This is a genomic window from Xylanibacter ruminicola, assembly GCF_900142525.1.
In the GTDB taxonomy this organism is placed as follows: Bacteria; Bacteroidota; Bacteroidia; order Bacteroidales; family Bacteroidaceae; genus Prevotella; species Prevotella ruminicola_A.
In genome coordinates this window covers 116,505-135,494 of sequence record NZ_FRBD01000005.1, presented here as the reverse complement: position 1 = coordinate 135,494, position 18,990 = coordinate 116,505, and the positions used below count along the sequence as shown (strand labels likewise).

The window sequence follows — 18,990 nt, the reverse complement described above, 5'->3', positions numbered from 1 at the left end:
CAATCAATAATACTAAATCAACTTTTTAATTTTACCGAGGCAATAAATGACAACCACACATAGTGTGGAAGGAAGTATACTTATCAGATACATCATCATGTTTTTAAGACGAGATTGTCTAAATAAAAAAATAGTCCTAAAAGTAGCTGGATGTTTCATTAATTGCCGTATTTCCTCATACGAGATAGAAGGTACAATAGCATCTTTCTTCTTCAAGATATGACAAGCTATATAGAAATCGGCTAACACAATATTATAACATCGGTTGGGATAATATGCCTTATTACTTAATACAGACGAGGTCTGTTTTAAATAATCGATTGTTTTTATATTTTTACAAACTTCGCTTTTTGATATAACATCTCTTTTTTGATAACGAGATAAAGAATTCTGATGACATATATAGGTATATGTAATATCAGGTAACAAAACTGCACGCGATATCATTGTAACCAAATCGAACGTAAAAACCATATCCTCCCAATAACTTGCATTAATAAATCTATGATGATTATCTTGAATGACAGACAACTTGACCAGATAATTACATGCAGAAGCTTGTATACCCGCATACTTGCGATATGCGAAACCAGCCAACTCATCTTCCTGCAATAATTTTATAGATGGATATTGGTACGTAATTATATTACCAGACAATTCTATTTTCGCGTACGAGCCAAAAACTATCTCGGCATTATATTGGTGGATATTCTGCATTAACAGCTCTATAGTATTAACAGCAATAGTATCATCAGAATCCATAAAGTACAAATACTCTCCCTGAGCTTCATCAATAATCTGATTACGAGATGCAGAAACACCAAGGTTTTCCTGATGACGAATAACTCGAATATCCTTTCCACGTGGATGTTTTTGTTCTATTTCAAATATGATGTCCAACGAGCCATCAAACCCTGCATCATCAATAATGAGGAATTCAATAGATTGATAAGTTTGAGCAAGTGCAGATTCCAACGCTCTGCGGATATAATCAACAGATTTATAAACAGGGATTCCTATCGTCACATCATACCCCATCTTTTTGCATTAACTCATCAAATAATAATTTCCATCGATTTCCAACAGATTCGATTTGATAACATCGAGATTTCTTACGTCCCTTAGCGCCCATATTCTTACGCAAATCCACATCATTCATCAGTTGAACTAGGCGACTTGAAAATAATTCTATATCAAATGTTGGAATCAAGAAACCTTCTTCACCATTAGTAACAATAGATCGAGGCCCATTTTCGCAATCAAAAGATATAACAGGCAAGCCACATGCCATAGCTTCGACTATTACCAATCCGAATCCTTCTGTCCTAGAAGGTTGAACCAGAATTGAGCTTTTTAAGTATTCTTCTTCTACATCTACAACACTACTATGAAGATGACAGCGTTTTTTATCAATCGACAAATCGTCCATCATTTTTACATATGGAGTTGGATCCCCCATAGCGAAAACATCAAGCTGCCAGTCTGTACTTTTTTTCTCTACTACAGACCAAATTCTTAACAGAATATCATATCCTTTTTCATAAGAATACCTCCCTATTGTAATAACCCTTTTTGAAGTTAATGAACTAGAGCCATTAACCTTTATCGATAACGGATCAGGAATCATTCTTATATTTGTGAGTTCAGGCCATTCTGCAACAGCATCGTTTGTCAAAACGATAAGTTTATCAAGTTTTAAAAGATTAGACACAACACGATCTTTCCACCACCAAAAGAATATCTTTTCGTAGTATTTTGAGAAACGGCTATCAATCTTTCTATAATTTGTTCGGCTTAAATGCTGTTCACCTATTTTCTTACTTCCGTCATTAATAGAATTAATAAAATTAATTTCCCTACGTAAAGTTGTTATTGTTATATCTGAGCGAATACTCATCAACTCCTTAGTCAACAACTTCCTATATTTCCTCTGCTTATGCAGATATAAAAGAGTCTTTCTAAAAAATGAAATATTCCATAGTTCTTCAAAATTAAGTCCTAAGTTAATAACTTTAACTTTATCAGAAAGAGGGAAAAAAGAATTACCATTTTTACCTTCTGTAACAATGACCGTAACATCATAACCTAAGACATCTGCAAAATAATTAGCTTTAACAGAGACCACACGTTCAGTTCCTCCTGCAGAATATAATGCAGGTGTACAATAAACTATCTTGTATTTATCATCTCTCATCTAAGATTTCTATTCTTTTTCGATGCAAAAATACAAATTTAAAGTGAAAAACACAAAAAAGTAGATATAAATTTGGCTATTATTTAAAATATGACTAACTTAGCCGAAGATTTTGAAAAAAGATAATGACAAAGGTTCTGTTTCTAATATTCCATGGGTTTGACCCAAATAATGGTATCAGCAAAAAGATATCATACCAAGTAAATGCCCTAAAACAATGTGGAAATGAGGTTCACTTATGTTACATGGACGAAGAAGAAACAAAAAAAAGGATTATTGATGGAAAAATAATTGCTGACTACGGGAATAGCTTTTTAAGTAAAATTCTTAAAAGAACGGAGTTCTCTACTGTTTCAAAATATGTAAAGAACAACCATATTGATTTTGTATATATTCGTTCAAATCACAATGCGAATCCATTTACTATTAGGATGGTAAAGCAAATGAAAGAGTCCGGAGCAAAGGTTGTTATGGAAATACCAACATATCCATATGATTCAGAATATGAAGCTCAGGGCATAAGCATACAAATAATCCAAGACAAAGTATTTCGAAACCAACTCGCAAAACAATTAGACGCCATAGTTACTTTTTCTGATTATGAACAAATTTTCGGACAAAGAACAATCAGAATATCAAATGGAATTGATTTTGATAGTGTAAAAATGAAGACAACTATCAATGATACATCAAAAGAACTTAATCTAATAGGAGTTGCTGAGATACATAGATGGCATGGATTTGACCGGTTAGTAAGAGGACTTGCAGATTACTATTCCAAACCACAGAATTATATAGTAAGATTCCACGTTGTTGGTTATTTCTTCTCAGCAGAAATTGAGACAGAATTTAAGAAGATAGTCATAGATAACCATATGGAAGATTATGTGATTCTATATGGAAAAAAGCACGGGGAAGAACTTGACGACCTTTTCGACAAATGCGATTTTGGCATAGGCAGTCTTGGCAGACATCGAGTTGGAATAGATATAATTAAGACTTTAAAAAATAGAGAATACGCTGCAAGGGGAATACCGTTTACATATTCCGAAACGGATAGTGATTTTGACACTAAACCATATGTTTTGAAAGTTCCTGCTGACGAAAGCCCAGCAAACATACAAGACATTATTGATTTCTACAATAAGAACTCTATGAATCCCCAACAGATTAGGGAATCTATTAAAGAATTATCGTGGAAGCATCAAATGGGACACGTTATAGAAGAGGTGCTAAGCCAATGACTTTCTCCATAATTGGCGCCATGTCATAATACTTATATTCGGCCAAATGACCACCAAGGAGCAAATTGGGAATTTGATCAGCCAATTCTTTGTATTCCAGATAAAGAGACATATTCTTATCATCGTTTACACTGTAGTATGGCTCCATGCCGTCTTTCCACTCGGTCGAATACTCGCGAGAGATAACTGTTTTGGGACATTTATAAACATCATCTCCAAACATCTCAAAGTGTTTATGCTCGATGATACGGGTATATGGCACCTCTGCATCAGTAAAGTTCATAACGGCATTACCTTGATAGTTAGGCATGTCAAGGACTTCTTCTTCGAAACGAACTGTGCGATATTCAAGTTTACCTAATCTATAGTCGAAGTATTCATCAAGTTTTCCGGTATACAACACCTTATCAGCAATCTGTTCCAAATGCTTGCGATTGTCAAAGAAATCCGTATTAAGCTTCACCTCAACACCATCAAGAAGGCCATCAATAAGTTTATTGAATCCTCCTATAGGTATACCTTGAAAGCGATCGTTAAAATAATTATTGTCATGAACGAAACGCACAGGTAGACGCTTAATAATAAATGCAGGGAGTTCACTGCATTTGCGACCCCATTGTTTCTCTGTATAGCCCTTAATAAGAATCTCATAGATATCCTTACCAATCAGCAACTGTGCCTGTTCTTCAAGATTTCGAGGTTCTGTAACGCCATCTGCTTTCATCTTTTCTAATGCTTCCTGGCGTTGTTCTTCTATCTTCGCTTGGGCCTCAGCAGGTGTAAGAACACCCCACATCTGATAGAAGGTATTCATATTGAAAGGTAGGTTATACTGCTTACCTTTATAGTTGGCAATAGGGGAATTAGTATAACGATTAAACTCAACAATGGAGTTGGCAAAATCCCAAACCTTTTTATTTGAAGTATGGAAAATATGAGCTCCATATTTGTGCACATTTATGCCCTCAATGTTCTCGCAATAGATATTACCGCCAAGATGATTACGTTTATCTATTACCAAACAGCGTTTGCCTCGAAGATGAGCTATACATGCAAAGGTTGCACCATAAATACCTGCTCCTACTATTAGATAATCGTATTCTTTTGCCATTTGATGAATCTTTTTGCTGCAAATATATGATAAAATTTGGAATAATCCAAAATTATTTGTACTTTTGTCAACGTAATAATACTATTTATAGTCTTATGAAGAGAATATGCTTTGTTGTTGATAGCATTTTCAGTATCGGTGGTGTGCAAAGAGTGACTGCTGTAATTGCCAAGGAATTGGCAAAAGATAATGATGTAAGTATTGTTACTTTTGATAAACCGGAACTACAGGATACTTCTCTTTATAACCTTAAAGAAGCGAATATCACTTATCGGTTCTTTAGTTATCCGAAGATTAGCAAACTGAAACGTCATCTATGCAAAGCGTATAGTGGATTATATCTAAAATTGCAACCGCAATGCAAATGGTGTTCTGACCTGTATGCACATAGTTCATATCCCTCAGAGTTGCGAAAAGCTCTATTGGCCGAGTTAAAACAAGGGCAGTATGATGTAATTATTGGGGTTCACGCACCATTGGCTGCAAGATTAGCAACAATAAAGAAACATCTGCATAGAACGAAATGCATAGGATGGTTGCATAACTCGTACGAGGCACTATTCGGAGAAGACTCACATTATTTTATTGGAGACAAAAGACGCAGACATTACATATATCAATTCAGGAAATTGGAAGATGTTGTACTACTGTGCAACCATGATGCTAATAATTATCATGACTATGATCCAAAGTTCAAGCCTACAGTCATTTATAATCCGCTGACATTAAAACCTGCAGAGGCTTCATCAGGTACATCAAAGAGATTCTTGGCTGTAGGACGTTTCTCTCATAAGCACAAAGGGTTTGACCTACTCATAAAAGCATTCAGCAGATTTGCGAAGAATAATAAAGACTGGAATCTTGACATTGTTGGAGAGGGGCCAGAAGAAAAACTCTATCGGGAATTAATTAAAGAACACGATATGGAGGAACGGATTACTATTCATCCGTTTACAAATAATGTACAATCATTCTATTCGAATGCACAGGTATACGTATTAAGTTCAAGATGGGAAGGTTTCGGACTCGTACTCGTTGAAGCTATGGCTCACGGTTTGCCTATTATATCATCTGATTTGCCTACAAGCAAGGAAATAATGGGTGATTTTGGAATGTATTTCGAGAATGGAAACATCGAAGAACTGGCACAGAAGTTGGAGGAGGCGACTCACATTGACTGGCAAGCAAAATCGAAGGAAGCACTCAATATTGCGCAACGTTTTGATATTAAAAATATCATTGAACAGTGGAAAGAGCTGATAGAATAATACCATTTTTTGAGAAATAATGCATAAAATTTGGAATAATCCAAAATATTTTGTACTTTTGTCAGCGTTAATTGGCTAATTCATGAACGTATGAAGAAGATATGTTTTATTGCAGATAGCATTTTCAAGTCGGGCGGCATGCAGAGAGTAACTGCTGTAATAGCCGAGGAACTGACTAAATATTATGATGTGACCATCGTAACATTAGAAGATCCTCAGCAAGAAGACTTGGCGATGTATAACCTTGAGAAATACCCTATTAAGTTTGTGTTTAGTCACTTTCCGAAATTGGAAGGTTGGAAGCGCATATCGTATCATGTGTATGATTATCTGTATAAAAACATACTACCCAAAACTGCTTGGACTTCTGACATGTATGCTCACAGCTCATTCCCAAGGGAAAGACGCGAAGCAGTGGTTAAGGTACTGAAAGAAGGAAACTATAATGCCATCATTGCTGTGAACTCATATCTATCGATGCGATTGGCTACAATTAAAAGAGATCTGGGTGGCGTGAAAGCCATCGGTTGGATATATAACTCGTTCAACGCATTCCTGAGAGAGGGTTCGCCTTACTTAGGAACAGAACTGAAGTATCACTACGGCAGACAGCTACAGAAGCTGGATGAAACAGTGTTGCTATATCTGCAGGATTCGGAGATGTACTACCATGCATATGGATTCTCGCCATTTGTGATACCCAACCCATTGACCATCAAGCCTGGTGAGCCGGCAAGTGCAAAGAACAGACGTTTCCTGGCAGTGGGCAGACTGACTCCTAATCATAAGGGATTTGATCTGCTGATAAAGGCGTTTGACAAGTTTGCACAGCATAATCAGGATTGGTACCTGGATATTGTAGGTGACGGACCAGAAAAGGACGCCCTGAACAAGATGATTGAAAACAGGTATCTGACAAGAAGGGTAAAGATACATGCATATACAGAGAACATACAACAGTTCTACTCACAAGCAAGTATCTATGTGTCAAGTTCAAGATGGAAAGACTTCGGACTGGTGCTGGTACAGGCCATGGCACATGGACTGCCCGTGATTTCATCAGACCTGCCATCGAGCAAGGAGATACTTGGCGATTTTGGTATTTACTTTAAGAATGGCGATGTAGACGAACTGGCTAAGAAACTGGAAGATGCTACATATATGGATTGGCAGCCTAAATCGGAAGAAGCTATGATGTTGGCACAGCGTTTCAACGTGAGTGTGATAGCGGAACAATGGAAAACACTGATTGAAAGCGATGGACAACGAGAGCGTAAGAGAAAAGTTTAAGCATAATCCCAAACTGAAAAAATTCATAGACTGGGTGATTATGAATCAGGTGGAGACTAGGCCACGGTGGTTCATAAGACTATTGGCCCCATTATATCAGCACAGAGGGAAGCACTCGGTAATACACCATTCAGCAAGAATGGACACTCCACCCTATCGAATCTTCAGTCTTGGAGACTACTCGGTGGTAGAATCATTTGCATGCATCAACAATGCGGTGGGCGATGTTATCATTGGCGACCATACCAGAATAGGGCTGCATAACACGATTATCGGGCCTGTGGATATTGGCAGCCATGTGAACCTGGCCCAAAGTATCACCGTTACTGCACTGAACCACAACTTTGATGATACCAACAAACGGATAGATGAACAAGGTGTGAGCACGAATCCAGTTACAATAGAAGATGACGTATGGATAGGGGCTAACGCTGTGATTCTGCCTGGAGTGACAATTGGGGAGCATTGTGTGGTAGCAGCAGGAGCTGTAGTAACAAAGGACGTTCCGCCCCACTCGCTTGTAGCAGGTGTTCCGGCAAAAGTGATGAAACAGATATGAGAATTGGCATCGAAGCTCAACGCGTGTTCCGCCGAAACAAACACGGAATGGATTATGTGGTTCTACAAGAGATCATAGAACTACAGAAGATAGACCATAAGAACGAGTATTTTGTGTTTGTGGCGCCTGGTGTTGACAGATGCCTGAAGGATACTGAGAACGTACATATTATTGTGATCGGTGAGAGTTTCTATCCCGTATGGGAACAGATTACCCTGCCCCGAGCTGCCAAGAAATACAATCTGGATATGCTACATTGTACCAGTAACACAGCGCCGATATTCTGCAAGATACCGCTGGTGCTTACACTGCACGACATCATATTCCTGGAGCCTAGAGATAAAAACAACAAGTCGCTATACCAGAACATGGGATGGCTATACAGACGAAAAGTGGTTCCAAAGATCCTGGAGAGATGCTTACGCATCATCACAGTATCGAACTTTGAAAAGCAGAACATCATACAGAAACTGAACATCCCCGAAAAGAGGATGGCAATGATATATAACGGCTACAACGAATGGTTTAAGCCGTTAAGAGATGTGGCTGACATCTACCAATCGTACATAGAGAAACCGGGGTACTTCTTCTTTCTCGGTAACACCGACCCAAAAAAGAATACAGAAAGAACACTTATCGCATATTCAAGATATCTGGAACAGTCTACCATTAAGCGAAAACTATTAATGGCAGATTTAGATAAGACATATCTTGAAGGTATTATAGAAAGGAATCACATAGAGAACATCCGCGAAAAGATAGTGATGCCAGGATATATAGTAAACAGCGACTTACCATATATATATAACAGTGCCTTTGCCTTTCTATATACATCACTACGAGAAAGCTTTGGCATTCCTCTGCTCGAAGCAATGGCATGCGGAACTCCTGTTATTACTTCTAACACATCGTCGATGCCAGAGATTGGTGGAAACGAAGCCATCCTCATCAATCCAGAGAACCCTGAGGAGATAACAGAGAAAATGCTTCGGCTGGAAACAGACGAAGAGTACTATCATACTCAGAAAGAGATAGGATTGAAAAGATCGAACCTGTTCTCGTGGCGTAAAACTGCAGAACAGCTGCTAAAACTATACGAGACCGTTTATAAGGAACTGCCGAACTCTAACATCAGCTGACGGGCATCGGCATTATTCTTGGTATTCAAACGGTAATACCCGCGACGACCCGTAGATTCGATTAAGGACTGTGGCAACTTAGAATTCTTGAGCAGATATTGCTGAACGTATGCACGAATCTCATTGAAGTCGGGCGTATAGAAAAAACTAAGATTCATGTTATAGACATGCTTGGACACCTGCATTACGCTGATGCCCTTGTCGCCTACACTTGTAAGGATACTTAATATCTGCTGATCGTACGTCATTCTATGCTTAAAAAAAGGCCGGTAAAAGCGATTACCGACCTTTTTTCTATGATTCGTTAAATGGCTTATGCCAAAGTAACTTTTTCACCATCATTAGCGAGCTTACCCTCTTTAAAGAGCCAACCCAGACCGAGAAGAGTCTCCTCCTCTGAAATCTTAGCTGCCTTAGCTATCTCCTTAACGGTAAGAGCCTTACCTGCTGCTGCAAGTGCCTGATATACATCACCTGCCTTGAAACCTACATTCTCTGCATTGATTGCAAGAACTGCCTTTGCGGCTGCCTTAGGAGCAGCGGCCTTCTTCACGGTTGTAGTCTTTTTAGCTGCGGCTGCCTTTGTCTCAGTAGCCTTTTTAGCTGTTGCTTTCTTTTCTGCCATAGTTCTAAAAAATTAATACTATATTGAAGTTTTACTTCTTGATTTTAATTTTCGTTTGCAAAAATACCGCTATTTTTTTAGATAACTCGCTGATAATTAGGCAATTTTAGCAGAATTTAAACTATTCTTGACGAATATCAAGGCGCAACTGAAGCTCATCCAGCTGTTTGGGGTCTAACTCGCCTGGAGCATCAAGCATCACATCACGACCGCTATTGTTCTTTGGGAATGCGATGCAATCGCGAATGCTATCAAGACCAGCCATCAGACTTACAAAGCGATCAAGACCAAAGGCAAGACCGGCATGAGGAGGTGCTCCATACTTAAACGCATTGATCAAGAATCCGAACTGAGCCATAGCGCGCTCAGGGGTGAAGCCCAGAATCTGGAACATCTTCTCCTGAAGTTTACCATCGTGGATACGGAGTGAACCGCCACCAACCTCAACACCATTGCAGACAAAGTCGTAAGCTACGGCACGAACCTTAGCTGGATCGGTATCAAGCAATGGAATATCGTCGGGGTTAGGCATTGTGAATGGATGGTGGGTAGCCATGAGGCGCTGCTCCTCATCACTCCACTCAAAGAGTGGGAAGTCGACAATCCACAGACAAACGAAATTGTCCTTATCGCGAAGTCCGAGACGATCACCCATCTCAAGACGAAGTGTGCAAAGCTGAACGCGAGTCTTGTTGGCATTATCGCCACTGAGAATCAGTACGAGGTCGCCATCCTTGGCACCACATGCCTCCTTAACCTTAGCCCAAACCTCTGGCTCGTAGAACTTATCGATAGATGACTTAACAGTTCCATCCTCGTTGAACTTAACATATACAAGCCCCTTGGCACCAACCTGAGGACGCTTCACGAACTCGGTGAGCTCGTCGAGCTGCTTACGAGAATAGTTAGCGCAACCAGGCACACAGATACCACCGATATAGTTGGCATCATTGAATACAGGGAAAGTACCAGTACCCTTGAGCTGATCCATGAGTTCAACAAACTCCATACCAAAACGGAGATCGGGTTTATCAGAACCGAAACGACGCATAGCCTCATGCCATGTCATACGCTGAAGGGGAGGAAGCTCTACGCCACGAACCTCCTTGAACAGGTGACGGGCCATATCCTCGAAGAGTTGGAGTACATCCTCCTGATCAACAAACGACATCTCGCAGTCGATCTGAGTAAACTCAGGCTGACGGTCGGCACGCAAGTCTTCATCACGGAAACACTTGGCAATCTGGAAGTAACGGTCGAAACCTGATACCATCAGGAGTTGCTTCAAAGTCTGAGGAGACTGTGGCAACGCATAGAACTGACCAGGATTCATACGTGAAGGAACCACAAAGTCGCGAGCTCCCTCAGGAGTAGAACCAATCAGAATAGGTGTCTCGACTTCGATAAATTCCTTACTATCAAGGAAATTACGAATCAGGATGGTCATGCGGTGACGCAGCTCGAGATTCTTACGAACAGCAGCACGACGAAGATCGAGATAACGATACTTCATACGGATATCGTCACCACCATCGGTATTATCCTCGATAGTGAACGGAGGTGTGAGACTCTCGCTCAATACATTCAATTCCTTAACCAAAATCTCAATATCACCAGTAGGCATCTTGGGATTCTTACTCTGGCGCTCGCTTACCTCACCTTTAATCTGAATACAGAATTCGCGGCCAAGTTTGTTAGCACGTTCACAGAGTTCAGCATCGTCAGCCTCATTGAATACAAGCTGAGTCAAACCATAACGATCGCGAAGATCAACGAAGGTCATGCCTCCCATCTTACGACTTCGCTGTACCCATCCGGCCAGTGTTACAACACTGCCTGCATCTTGGAGCCTAAGCTCACCACAAGTCTTACTTCTGTACATATTTAATTGCTATTTATTCATTTAAGGTGCAAAATTACATAAAAAAATGATAATAGACAAATATAATTCTTAATTCTTAATTCTTAATTCTTATTTTTTATATATCTTTGCACTGAATTATCATTTAAACGTCTAAAAAGATGAAGAAAATTGCATTTATAGCATTTATGATTGTGTGCGGACTGACAACTGCACTGGCCCAGAAACCTGCAGAAATCAAGTTCGACAAGTTGACTCACAACTTCGGAACATTCTCGGAGAAGAGCCCTATTGTTACTTACACCTTTACCTATACCAACGTAGGCGAGCAGCCATTGGTTATCAATCAGGCAGTGGCCAGTTGCGGCTGCACAGTACCTGAGTACACCAAGACCCCAATACAGCCAGGCGAGAAGGGCGAGATTAAAGTAACATACAACGGAGCTGGAAAGTTCCCCGGTCACTTCAAGAAGTCGATCACTATCCGAACAAACGGAGTAGTAGAAATGACCCGCCTCTACATAGAGGGAGATATGACTGAAGCTCAGTAAAAAAATAAGCCCGCTTTTATAGAGCGGGCTTTTTATATTTCAGAAGGCATAACTAAATCCGATAGAGCTATACTCCTTAAACTGCAGATATCCTAGATCATCATCCTTCGAGCCTGTATCGTCGAAACGAGGGAAGAGGAACAGATTGGCTGAGATATACTTTGACACACGAAGAGAGAAAGTATTTTCCCACTCAATCTCTGTACGCTTATATGATGTAAACGCATAGAGGCGAGATTTCCAAGATACAACATCATTAATCTTCCATGTAACATCGGCAGTTACCTGCGAACCGAAATCGATTAACGAGTGTTTACCTTCTTCCAAACCATAACTGGTAGAAAGCGCCAAACGATCAACATAACGGTAGTTGACAGCCAAAGGAGAAAGGTTGACGGTACCAGTAAGCCTCTTATTCTTTGAAGCCACCTTATAATCCATACCGAGACCAAGGTTCAAGTTGAATGGAGACATAAAGTCTGAATAGATATTAAGATCGTTTGCCTTCAAACCTCGCGTAAACTGAGTGTATGCCAAAACCTGCAAGGTATAGTACCAGTTCTTGGCTGCCTGAAGACCAACCTTACTAGTGAAACGAATCAGGTCTTCGTTAGACTTGAACTTATGAACCGAGTCGGTACGTGTATGCATGAATCCTAGTTTCAACTCCAACTTATTATCCCACTTCCATTTGTTCTTGTTATCATAATTGGCCTCTAAAGTAAGCGCACCCACCATCGAATAGTTGCTTTCACCACCTTTATACCAGTTGCCACTTACGTAGTTCTGCATGAACTGCAAGTAGCCATCGCCCTTTTTGGTCCAGAAATCAGGTTTCTGAATCAAAATTGCTGTAGGAACATCATCTGGAGTATCAATAACTGGACCTTCGACCTTTTCAACCAGTTTAACCTGATTTTTAATGGGCTTCTCAACGTCTCTGCGCACATTACCGGTTTCCTGTAACTCAGTCTCAGTAGAATTCACCAAATCCGGGCGATTCAGATAAATATGCATCAAGGCTGCATCAATAGCATCAGCAACGGGATCATTATCTGTTTTATCAGCCTCGATTGACAATGACTTGTTTGCAATGTTATGATAAAAAGTCATAGGAGCAAACAGACGAAAAAAACGTCCGTCTAACGTATCTTTCGGTTCGGCAGCAGAAGCGCTTAGCACCCCAAATACTGCAAATAATAATGCTACTTTTCTCATATCTGCTGCAAAGATACAATTTTTTGCCAATAGATTGCATTCATTTCGTATTTTTTTCGTAATTTTGCACCTTGATTTACGCGTACATTAATAAAAAAGCAAAATAGAAATGAATAAAGACACTATTATCGGCTTCGCCCTCATTGCGCTGGTGCTTATCGGCTTCAGTTGGTATAATCAGCCTTCGCAGGAGGAAATAGAGGCCGCAAGAAAACAAGACAGCATTGCAACAGCCGTGCAACAGAATGCCGCCAAGAAACAGAAAGCAGAAGAGGCTGCACGTAAAGCACAGGCTGAAGCAGCTGCTCAGGGTGACACAACAGCTGCATTCTATGCAGCACTTAACGGTAAAAACGAGTCTGTTGTTCTGAAAAACAACAAGGTTGAACTGACATTCAACACAAAAGGCGGCACACTGGCTAAAGCCGTTATCAAAGGTTTTGAGAATCTGGAAGATGGTATGGACGTAACGCTCTTCGACGAGAAGACCCAGCAGATGAACTTCATGTTGGCAGGAAAGTCGGAGAACATTATCACCAAAGACCTGTTCTTCACCCCATCGAACGTTACAGACTCTACCCTCACCATGACTGCTCAGGCAGGCAACGGCGGTAGCATCGAGTTCAACTACGTTCTGGGTAAGGACTATATGTTGCACTTCAACCTGAAGGCAAACGGATTGCAGGGTATGTTTGCTCCTAACTATCAGGAGATGAGCCTAGAGTGGAACGACCTTTGCCGTCAGCAGGAGAAGGGTTTTACGTTTGAGAACCGCTACACATCAGTTACCTATAAGGAAAAGGATGGTGGCACAGACTATCTGAACGAGACTTCAGAGAAGATAGATGAAAAGATTGACGAGCAACTGGAATGGGTTGCCTTTAAGAACCAGTTCTTCTCAGCAGCTCTGATTGCTAAGGATGATTTCGCAGCTAATTCACTGCTTACAAGTGTGCCTCAACAGAAGGGTTCTGGCTACTTGAAGCAGTTTAACGCCAAACTGAAGACAGCTTTCGATCCAACAGGAGCCAAGGCTTCGGAGTTCGAAATGTATATTGGTCCTAACGACTTCCGACTGATTAAGGAAGTTGAACAGCAGAGCACATTCGGCAAAGATCTGGACCTTGAGCAGCTGGTAAACCTCGGTTGGTGGCTGGTTCGCTGGATTAACCGTTGGTTCACCATCTACGTATTCGACTGGTTGACCTCATGGGGCTTCTCAATGGGTATCGTACTGATTCTGATCACCCTGTTGCTGAAGGTTCTTACCTTCCCAATGGTGAAGAAAAGTTATATGTCGAGTGCTAAGATGCGCGTGTTGAAGCCAAAACTCGACGAGGCTACCAAGCAATACGACAAGCCAGAGGACCAGATGAAGAAACAGCAGGCTATGATGCAGCTATATTCTCAATATGGCGTATCGCCACTTGGAGGCTGTCTGCCCATGCTGATTCAGTTCCCAATCTGGATGGCTATGTTCTTCTTCGTACCTAATGCTATCCAGCTGCGTCGCGAGTCGTTCCTTTGGATCAGCGACCTCTCGACCTACGACCCAATCATCGAATGGGGCACCAACATCTGGGGTATCGGAGATCACTTGTCGCTGACATGTATCCTGTTCTGTGTATCGAACGTTCTCTATTCATATATGACTATGCGCCAACAGAGAGACCAGATGGTTGGTCAGCAGGCTGAGCAGATGAAGATGATGCAGTGGATGATGTATCTGATGCCAGTAATGTTCTTCTTCATGTTCAATGACTACTCATCAGGTCTAAACTTCTACTACTTTATCTCATTATTCTTCTCGGCTGCCATTATGTGGACACTCCGTAAGACTACCAACGACGAGAAGTTGCTGGCTATACTTGAGGCAAAGTACAAAGAGAACAAGAACAACCCTCAGAAGAAGACATCTGGTCTTGCTGCCCGTCTGGAGGCCATGCAGAAGCAGGCTGAGGAGCTTCAGAAACAAAGAATGAACCAACAAAAAAGATAAACTGTATGAAGAAAAGTTTAGTTATTCTAATATTACTAGCCAATCTAGTATCACTAGTTAATGCGCAAGAGAACGTGAAAATAGGTAAGCAGAACATCAAACTGAGTAGCAACTTGATGACCCCTGAGGCTCTTTGGGCCATGGGACGCATTGGAGCTGCTGAGGCTTCGGCCGATGGCAAGCAGATTGTTTACCAGATTGGTTACTATAGTGTGAAAGCCAATAAGAGTCAGCAGAAGATTGCTATCATCAATGCTGATGGTACAGGCAACACCACTCTGACTACAGGCACAAAGAGTGAGACTGATCCTACTTGGTATCAGGGTAAGATTGCATTCCTTTCAGGTGGTCAGTTGTGGACCATGAATGCTGACGGTTCTGACCGCAAGCAGATTTCAAAGACCTCGAAGGATATCGAGGGATATAAGTTCTCGCCCGATGGCAAGAGAGTAATCCTACTCCACTCTCTTGAATTCAATGAGATTATCAAGAAGAATCCTGATGACCTGCCTAAAGCAACAGGTCGACTGGTAACCGATTTGATGTATCGCCACTGGGACCACTATGTAGAGAGCATCCAGCATCCTTTTGTTGCTGACGTGACTGAGAACGGTATCAAAGATGGTATCGACATTCTGGAGGGTGAGCCATTCGAGTGCCCCATGGAGCCGTTCGGTGGTATTGAGCAGTTGGACTGGAGTCCTGATTCTAAATCTATTGCCTATACCTGCAGAAAGAAGACTGGTTTGGCCTACTCAATCTCAACCGATTCTGATATCTACTTATATATAATAGGTACGCGCGAGACGAAGAACCTCTGCAAGCCTGCTGATTACAAGGCTCCTGAGGTTGATCCCACCAAGACTCTGAAGTACCAGAGCGTGAACGCTAAGGAGAATCTCCAGAACAACGTTGGTTACGATCAGAACCCCAAGTTCTCGCCAGACGGCAAGTATGTAGCTTGGACTTCGATGGAACACGATGGCTACGAGTCAGATCGTAACCGTCTGTGTGTCTACAACTTAGCTTCTGGTGAGAAGAAATACGTTACAGAGAGTTTCGACTCAAATGTAGATGACTTTGTATGGAGCGATTCTAAGGATGTGATGATCTACTTCATTGGTGTTTGGCACGCTACAGAGAACCTCTATGCTGTTAACTGGAAGGGTGAGCTGAAACAGATGAACACCATGGTTACACCTCAGTCTGCTTCTGGTTGCCAGGAGGGTAATGCTTGGGCCGACTTTGGTTCAATCCATCTGATGAACAATGGTAAGCAGCTGCTGATGGAGCGCCACTCTATCACCGCTCCTGCCGATCTTTATATTGTAACCCCAAACTTCAAGAAGCCTGCTAACACAGCTGTTAGTCAGCTTACTTTCGAGAACAAGCACATTACCGATCAGTTGGCTAAGCCTTCTGTTCAGCAGCGCTGGGTGAAGACTACCGATGGTAAGGAGTTGTTGGCTTGGATTATCCTGCCACCAAACTTCGATGCTTCGAAGAAATATCCTACCCTGCTGTTCTGCGAGGGTGGTCCTCAGAGTCCTGTTTCACAGTTCTGGAGCTATCGTTGGAACTTCTTTATCATGGCATCTCAGGGATATGTGGTTGTTGCACCAAACCGTCGCGGTTTGCCTGGATTCGGACACGAGTGGCTCGAGGAGATTTCAGGTGACTGGACCGGTCAGTGCATGGACGACTATCTGTCGGCTATCGACGATGCTGCCAACAATCTGCCATACGTAGACAAGGATCATCTGGGTGCCGTTGGTGCATCGTTCGGTGGTTTCTCTGTTTACTATCTCGCAGGTCACCACGACAAGCGTTTCAAGGCATTCATCTCTCACGATGGTGCTTTCAATCTGGCTGCTATGTACACAGAGACTGAAGAGAACTGGTTCTCTAACTGGGAGTACGACGAGGCTTACTGGCACCGTCCTCAGCTGCCTAACGCCAAAAAGACATATCACAACTCTCCACATAAGTTCGTTGAGAAGTGGGATACTCCTATCCTCTGCATTCATGGCGAGAAGGATTATCGTATCAACGCTACTCAGGGAATGTCGGCATTTAATGCTGCCCGCATGAAGGGGATTCCTGCCGAGTTGCTCATCTTCCCCGATGAGAATCACTGGGTATTGAAACCACAGAACGGAGTTCTTTGGCAACGTACATTCTTTAACTGGTTGGATCGCTGGTTGAAGTAAAATATTCCCAGTGTGGGAACAATTCATTCCCAGTGTGGGAACATTATGTTCCCAACGTGGGAATAATTTAAAGAGAAAGAAATAAAAAAAAACAATAATGACTCAAGCAATTCAGAAAACTCTTCGCGACAGCGCTGGCATGCGCTGGACTGCGCTATTACTTCTGGCACTCGCTATGTTCTGTGCCTACATCTTTATGGATATCCTCTCACCTATCAAGGACCTGATGCAGGAGACCCGTGGTTGGGATTCAACAGCATTCGGTACCATGCAGGGTTCAGAGGTATTCCTTAACGTATTCGTGTTCTTCCTCATCTTCGCAGGTATCATCCTCGACAAGATGGGCGTTCGCTTCACAGCAGTTCTTTCAGCTGCCGTTATGCTGGTTGGAGCCTGTGTAAAGTGGTATGCCGTTAGCGAAAGTTTCATGGGAACTGGACTCGAGGCATGGTTTAACAATCACCTGAACTATATCCCCGTATTCGACGAGCTGGGTGTATCGCCATTCTATGCTGGCATGCCTGCTTCGGCAAAGTTTGCAGCCTGCGGATTTATGATTTTCGGTTGTGGCTGCGAGATGGCTGGTATCACCGTTTCAAGAGGAATCGTTAAGTGGTTCAAGGGCCGCGAGATGGCTCTGGCTATGGGTTCAGAGATGGCTCTAGCTCGTCTAGGTGTTGCCACCTGTATGATCTTCTCGCCTTTCTTTGCCCGTCTGGGTGGCGAGGTAAGCGTTAGTCGTTCAGTTGCCTTTGGTGTAGTGCTGATGTGTATCGCACTCATCATGACTATCGTTTACTTCTTCATGGACCAGAAGCTGGATGCACAGACTGGTGAGGCTGAGGAGAAGGACGATCCATTCAAGATTAGCGACCTGGGTAAGATTCTTACAGATAGCGGTTTCTGGATTGTAGCTCTGCTCTGCGTACTCTACTATTCTGCTATCTTCCCATTCCAGAAGTATGCTGTAAACATGCTGCAGTGTAACCTTACACTGACCACTCCAGATGCTGATTCATTCTGGGCTCAGCCTGATGTAACCATCGTTCAGTATGTTATCATGCTGGTGGTTGCCGCTGCAGGTTTCGCTTCAAACTTCCAGAAGAAGGCTAACCTGAAGTTCGGTTTGTTGGGACTTTCAATCGTTGCACTTATCACCTATTGTTATATGGGTTACATGCGTCAGTCGGCCGAGAGTATCTTTGCTGTATTCCCACTGCTGGCTGTACTCATCACTCCTATCCTTGGTAGCTATCTTGACCATCATGGCAAGGCTGCTTCAATGCTGGTGCTGGGTTCAATCCTGCTCATCGCTTGTCACCTTACTTTCGCATTCGTTCTGCCTATGTTCAAGGACAATGCCGTTGGTGGTATCATCATCGCTTACACAACCATTCTGGTTCTTGGCGCATCGTTCTCACTGGTTCCAGCTTCGCTCTGGCCATCAGTGCCCAAGCTGGTTGATGCTAAGGTGATTGGTTCAGCTTACGCACTGATTTTTTGGATTCAGAACATCGGTCTGTGGCTGTTCCCACTGCTCATTGGTAAGGTACTCGACCAGACAAACCCCGGCGTTACCGATCCTACTCAGTTCGATTACACAGCACCACTGGTTATGCTGGCATCACTTGGTGTAGCAGCATTGATTCTGGGCTTCGTGCTGAAGGTTGTAGATAAGAAAAAAGGTATTGGTCTCGAACTTCCTAACATCACAGAGTAAT

General features: G+C 42.1%; 16 protein-coding genes. 9 read left to right on the top strand and 7 right to left on the bottom strand.

What is annotated here, in order from left to right:
* Positions 1-12: 12 nt before the first annotated feature.
* Positions 13-1,038: a glycosyltransferase family 2 protein gene (locus BUB86_RS04745; RefSeq protein ID WP_073206270.1), complete on the bottom strand. Its 1,026-nt coding sequence runs from the start codon at positions 1,036-1,038 to the stop codon at positions 13-15.
* Positions 1,028-2,194, bottom strand: a complete 1,167-nt coding sequence (locus tag BUB86_RS04740) for a glycosyltransferase family 4 protein (RefSeq protein ID WP_073206267.1) — start codon at positions 2,192-2,194, stop codon at positions 1,028-1,030. The genes BUB86_RS04745 and BUB86_RS04740 overlap by 11 nt, the downstream gene beginning before the upstream one ends.
* A gap of 125 nt (positions 2,195-2,319) precedes the next feature.
* Between BUB86_RS04740 and BUB86_RS04735 the strand changes: the two genes are divergently transcribed.
* On the top strand, positions 2,320-3,438 hold the full coding sequence (locus BUB86_RS04735) for a glycosyltransferase family 4 protein (protein WP_073206264.1): 1,119 nt from the start codon (positions 2,320-2,322) through the stop codon (positions 3,436-3,438).
* On the opposite strand, the gene glf is transcribed toward BUB86_RS04735, so the two are convergent.
* A complete protein-coding gene (gene glf, locus BUB86_RS04730; RefSeq protein WP_073206261.1) occupies positions 3,413-4,549 on the bottom strand; it encodes a UDP-galactopyranose mutase in 1,137 nt (378 codons plus the stop codon). The genes BUB86_RS04735 and glf overlap by 26 nt on opposite strands.
* Before the next feature lie 95 nt (positions 4,550-4,644).
* On the opposite strand from glf, the gene BUB86_RS17150 reads away from it, so the two are divergent.
* From BUB86_RS17150 to BUB86_RS04710, 4 genes are all read left to right on the top strand, one after another.
* Positions 4,645-5,817 (top strand): glycosyltransferase family 4 protein, encoded by a 1,173-nt coding sequence (locus tag BUB86_RS17150; protein WP_073206379.1) that lies wholly within the window; start codon positions 4,645-4,647, stop codon positions 5,815-5,817.
* A gap of 90 nt (positions 5,818-5,907) precedes the next feature.
* Positions 5,908-7,107: a glycosyltransferase gene (locus BUB86_RS04720; RefSeq protein WP_073206258.1), complete on the top strand. Its 1,200-nt coding sequence runs from the start codon at positions 5,908-5,910 to the stop codon at positions 7,105-7,107.
* The gene (locus tag BUB86_RS04715) at positions 7,076-7,666 is read left to right on the top strand and encodes an acyltransferase (protein ID WP_073206255.1); all 591 of its coding nucleotides are present in this window, start codon (positions 7,076-7,078) and stop codon (positions 7,664-7,666) included. Before BUB86_RS04720 ends, BUB86_RS04715 begins: the two co-directional genes overlap by 32 nt.
* Complete coding sequence (locus tag BUB86_RS04710; protein WP_073206251.1) at positions 7,663-8,805, top strand: glycosyltransferase family 4 protein; 1,143 nt, start codon at positions 7,663-7,665, stop codon at positions 8,803-8,805. Before BUB86_RS04715 ends, BUB86_RS04710 begins: the two co-directional genes overlap by 4 nt.
* Here BUB86_RS04710 and BUB86_RS04705 read toward each other — a convergent pair.
* The 3 genes from BUB86_RS04705 to aspS form a co-directional block, all read right to left on the bottom strand.
* Positions 8,772-9,053, bottom strand: coding sequence for a hypothetical protein (locus tag BUB86_RS04705; protein WP_073206248.1), 282 nt, complete (start codon positions 9,051-9,053; stop codon positions 8,772-8,774). The genes BUB86_RS04710 and BUB86_RS04705 overlap by 34 nt on opposite strands.
* Positions 9,054-9,118: 65 nt before the next feature.
* Entirely contained in the window at positions 9,119-9,430 is a 312-nt protein-coding gene (locus tag BUB86_RS04700) for a winged helix-turn-helix domain-containing protein (protein WP_073206244.1), read from the bottom strand.
* A gap of 121 nt (positions 9,431-9,551) precedes the next feature.
* Positions 9,552-11,312: an aspartate--tRNA ligase gene (gene aspS, locus BUB86_RS04695; RefSeq protein ID WP_073206242.1), complete on the bottom strand. Its 1,761-nt coding sequence runs from the start codon at positions 11,310-11,312 to the stop codon at positions 9,552-9,554.
* 140 nt (positions 11,313-11,452) lie between these two features.
* Between aspS and BUB86_RS04690 the strand changes: the two genes are divergently transcribed.
* On the top strand, positions 11,453-11,842 hold the full coding sequence (locus BUB86_RS04690; protein WP_073206239.1) for a DUF1573 domain-containing protein: 390 nt from the start codon (positions 11,453-11,455) through the stop codon (positions 11,840-11,842).
* Positions 11,843-11,881: 39 nt separating this feature from the next.
* Here BUB86_RS04690 and BUB86_RS04685 read toward each other — a convergent pair whose 3' ends face one another.
* The gene (locus BUB86_RS04685; protein WP_073206236.1) at positions 11,882-13,060 is read right to left on the bottom strand and encodes a DUF3078 domain-containing protein; all 1,179 of its coding nucleotides are present in this window, start codon (positions 13,058-13,060) and stop codon (positions 11,882-11,884) included.
* A 109-nt stretch (positions 13,061-13,169) separates the two neighbouring features.
* On the opposite strand from BUB86_RS04685, the gene yidC reads away from it, so the two are divergent.
* The 3 genes from yidC (at position 13,170) to BUB86_RS04670 (ending at position 18,989) form a co-directional block, all read left to right on the top strand.
* On the top strand, positions 13,170-15,059 hold the full coding sequence (gene yidC, locus BUB86_RS04680) for a membrane protein insertase YidC (protein WP_073206234.1): 1,890 nt from the start codon (positions 13,170-13,172) through the stop codon (positions 15,057-15,059).
* Between the two features lie 5 nt (positions 15,060-15,064).
* The gene (locus BUB86_RS04675) at positions 15,065-17,269 is read left to right on the top strand and encodes an alpha/beta fold hydrolase (protein ID WP_073206231.1); all 2,205 of its coding nucleotides are present in this window, start codon (positions 15,065-15,067) and stop codon (positions 17,267-17,269) included.
* Positions 17,270-17,366: 97 nt separating this feature from the next.
* The gene (locus BUB86_RS04670) at positions 17,367-18,989 is read left to right on the top strand and encodes an MFS transporter (RefSeq protein ID WP_073206229.1); all 1,623 of its coding nucleotides are present in this window, start codon (positions 17,367-17,369) and stop codon (positions 18,987-18,989) included.
* Position 18,990 lies beyond the last annotated feature (1 nt).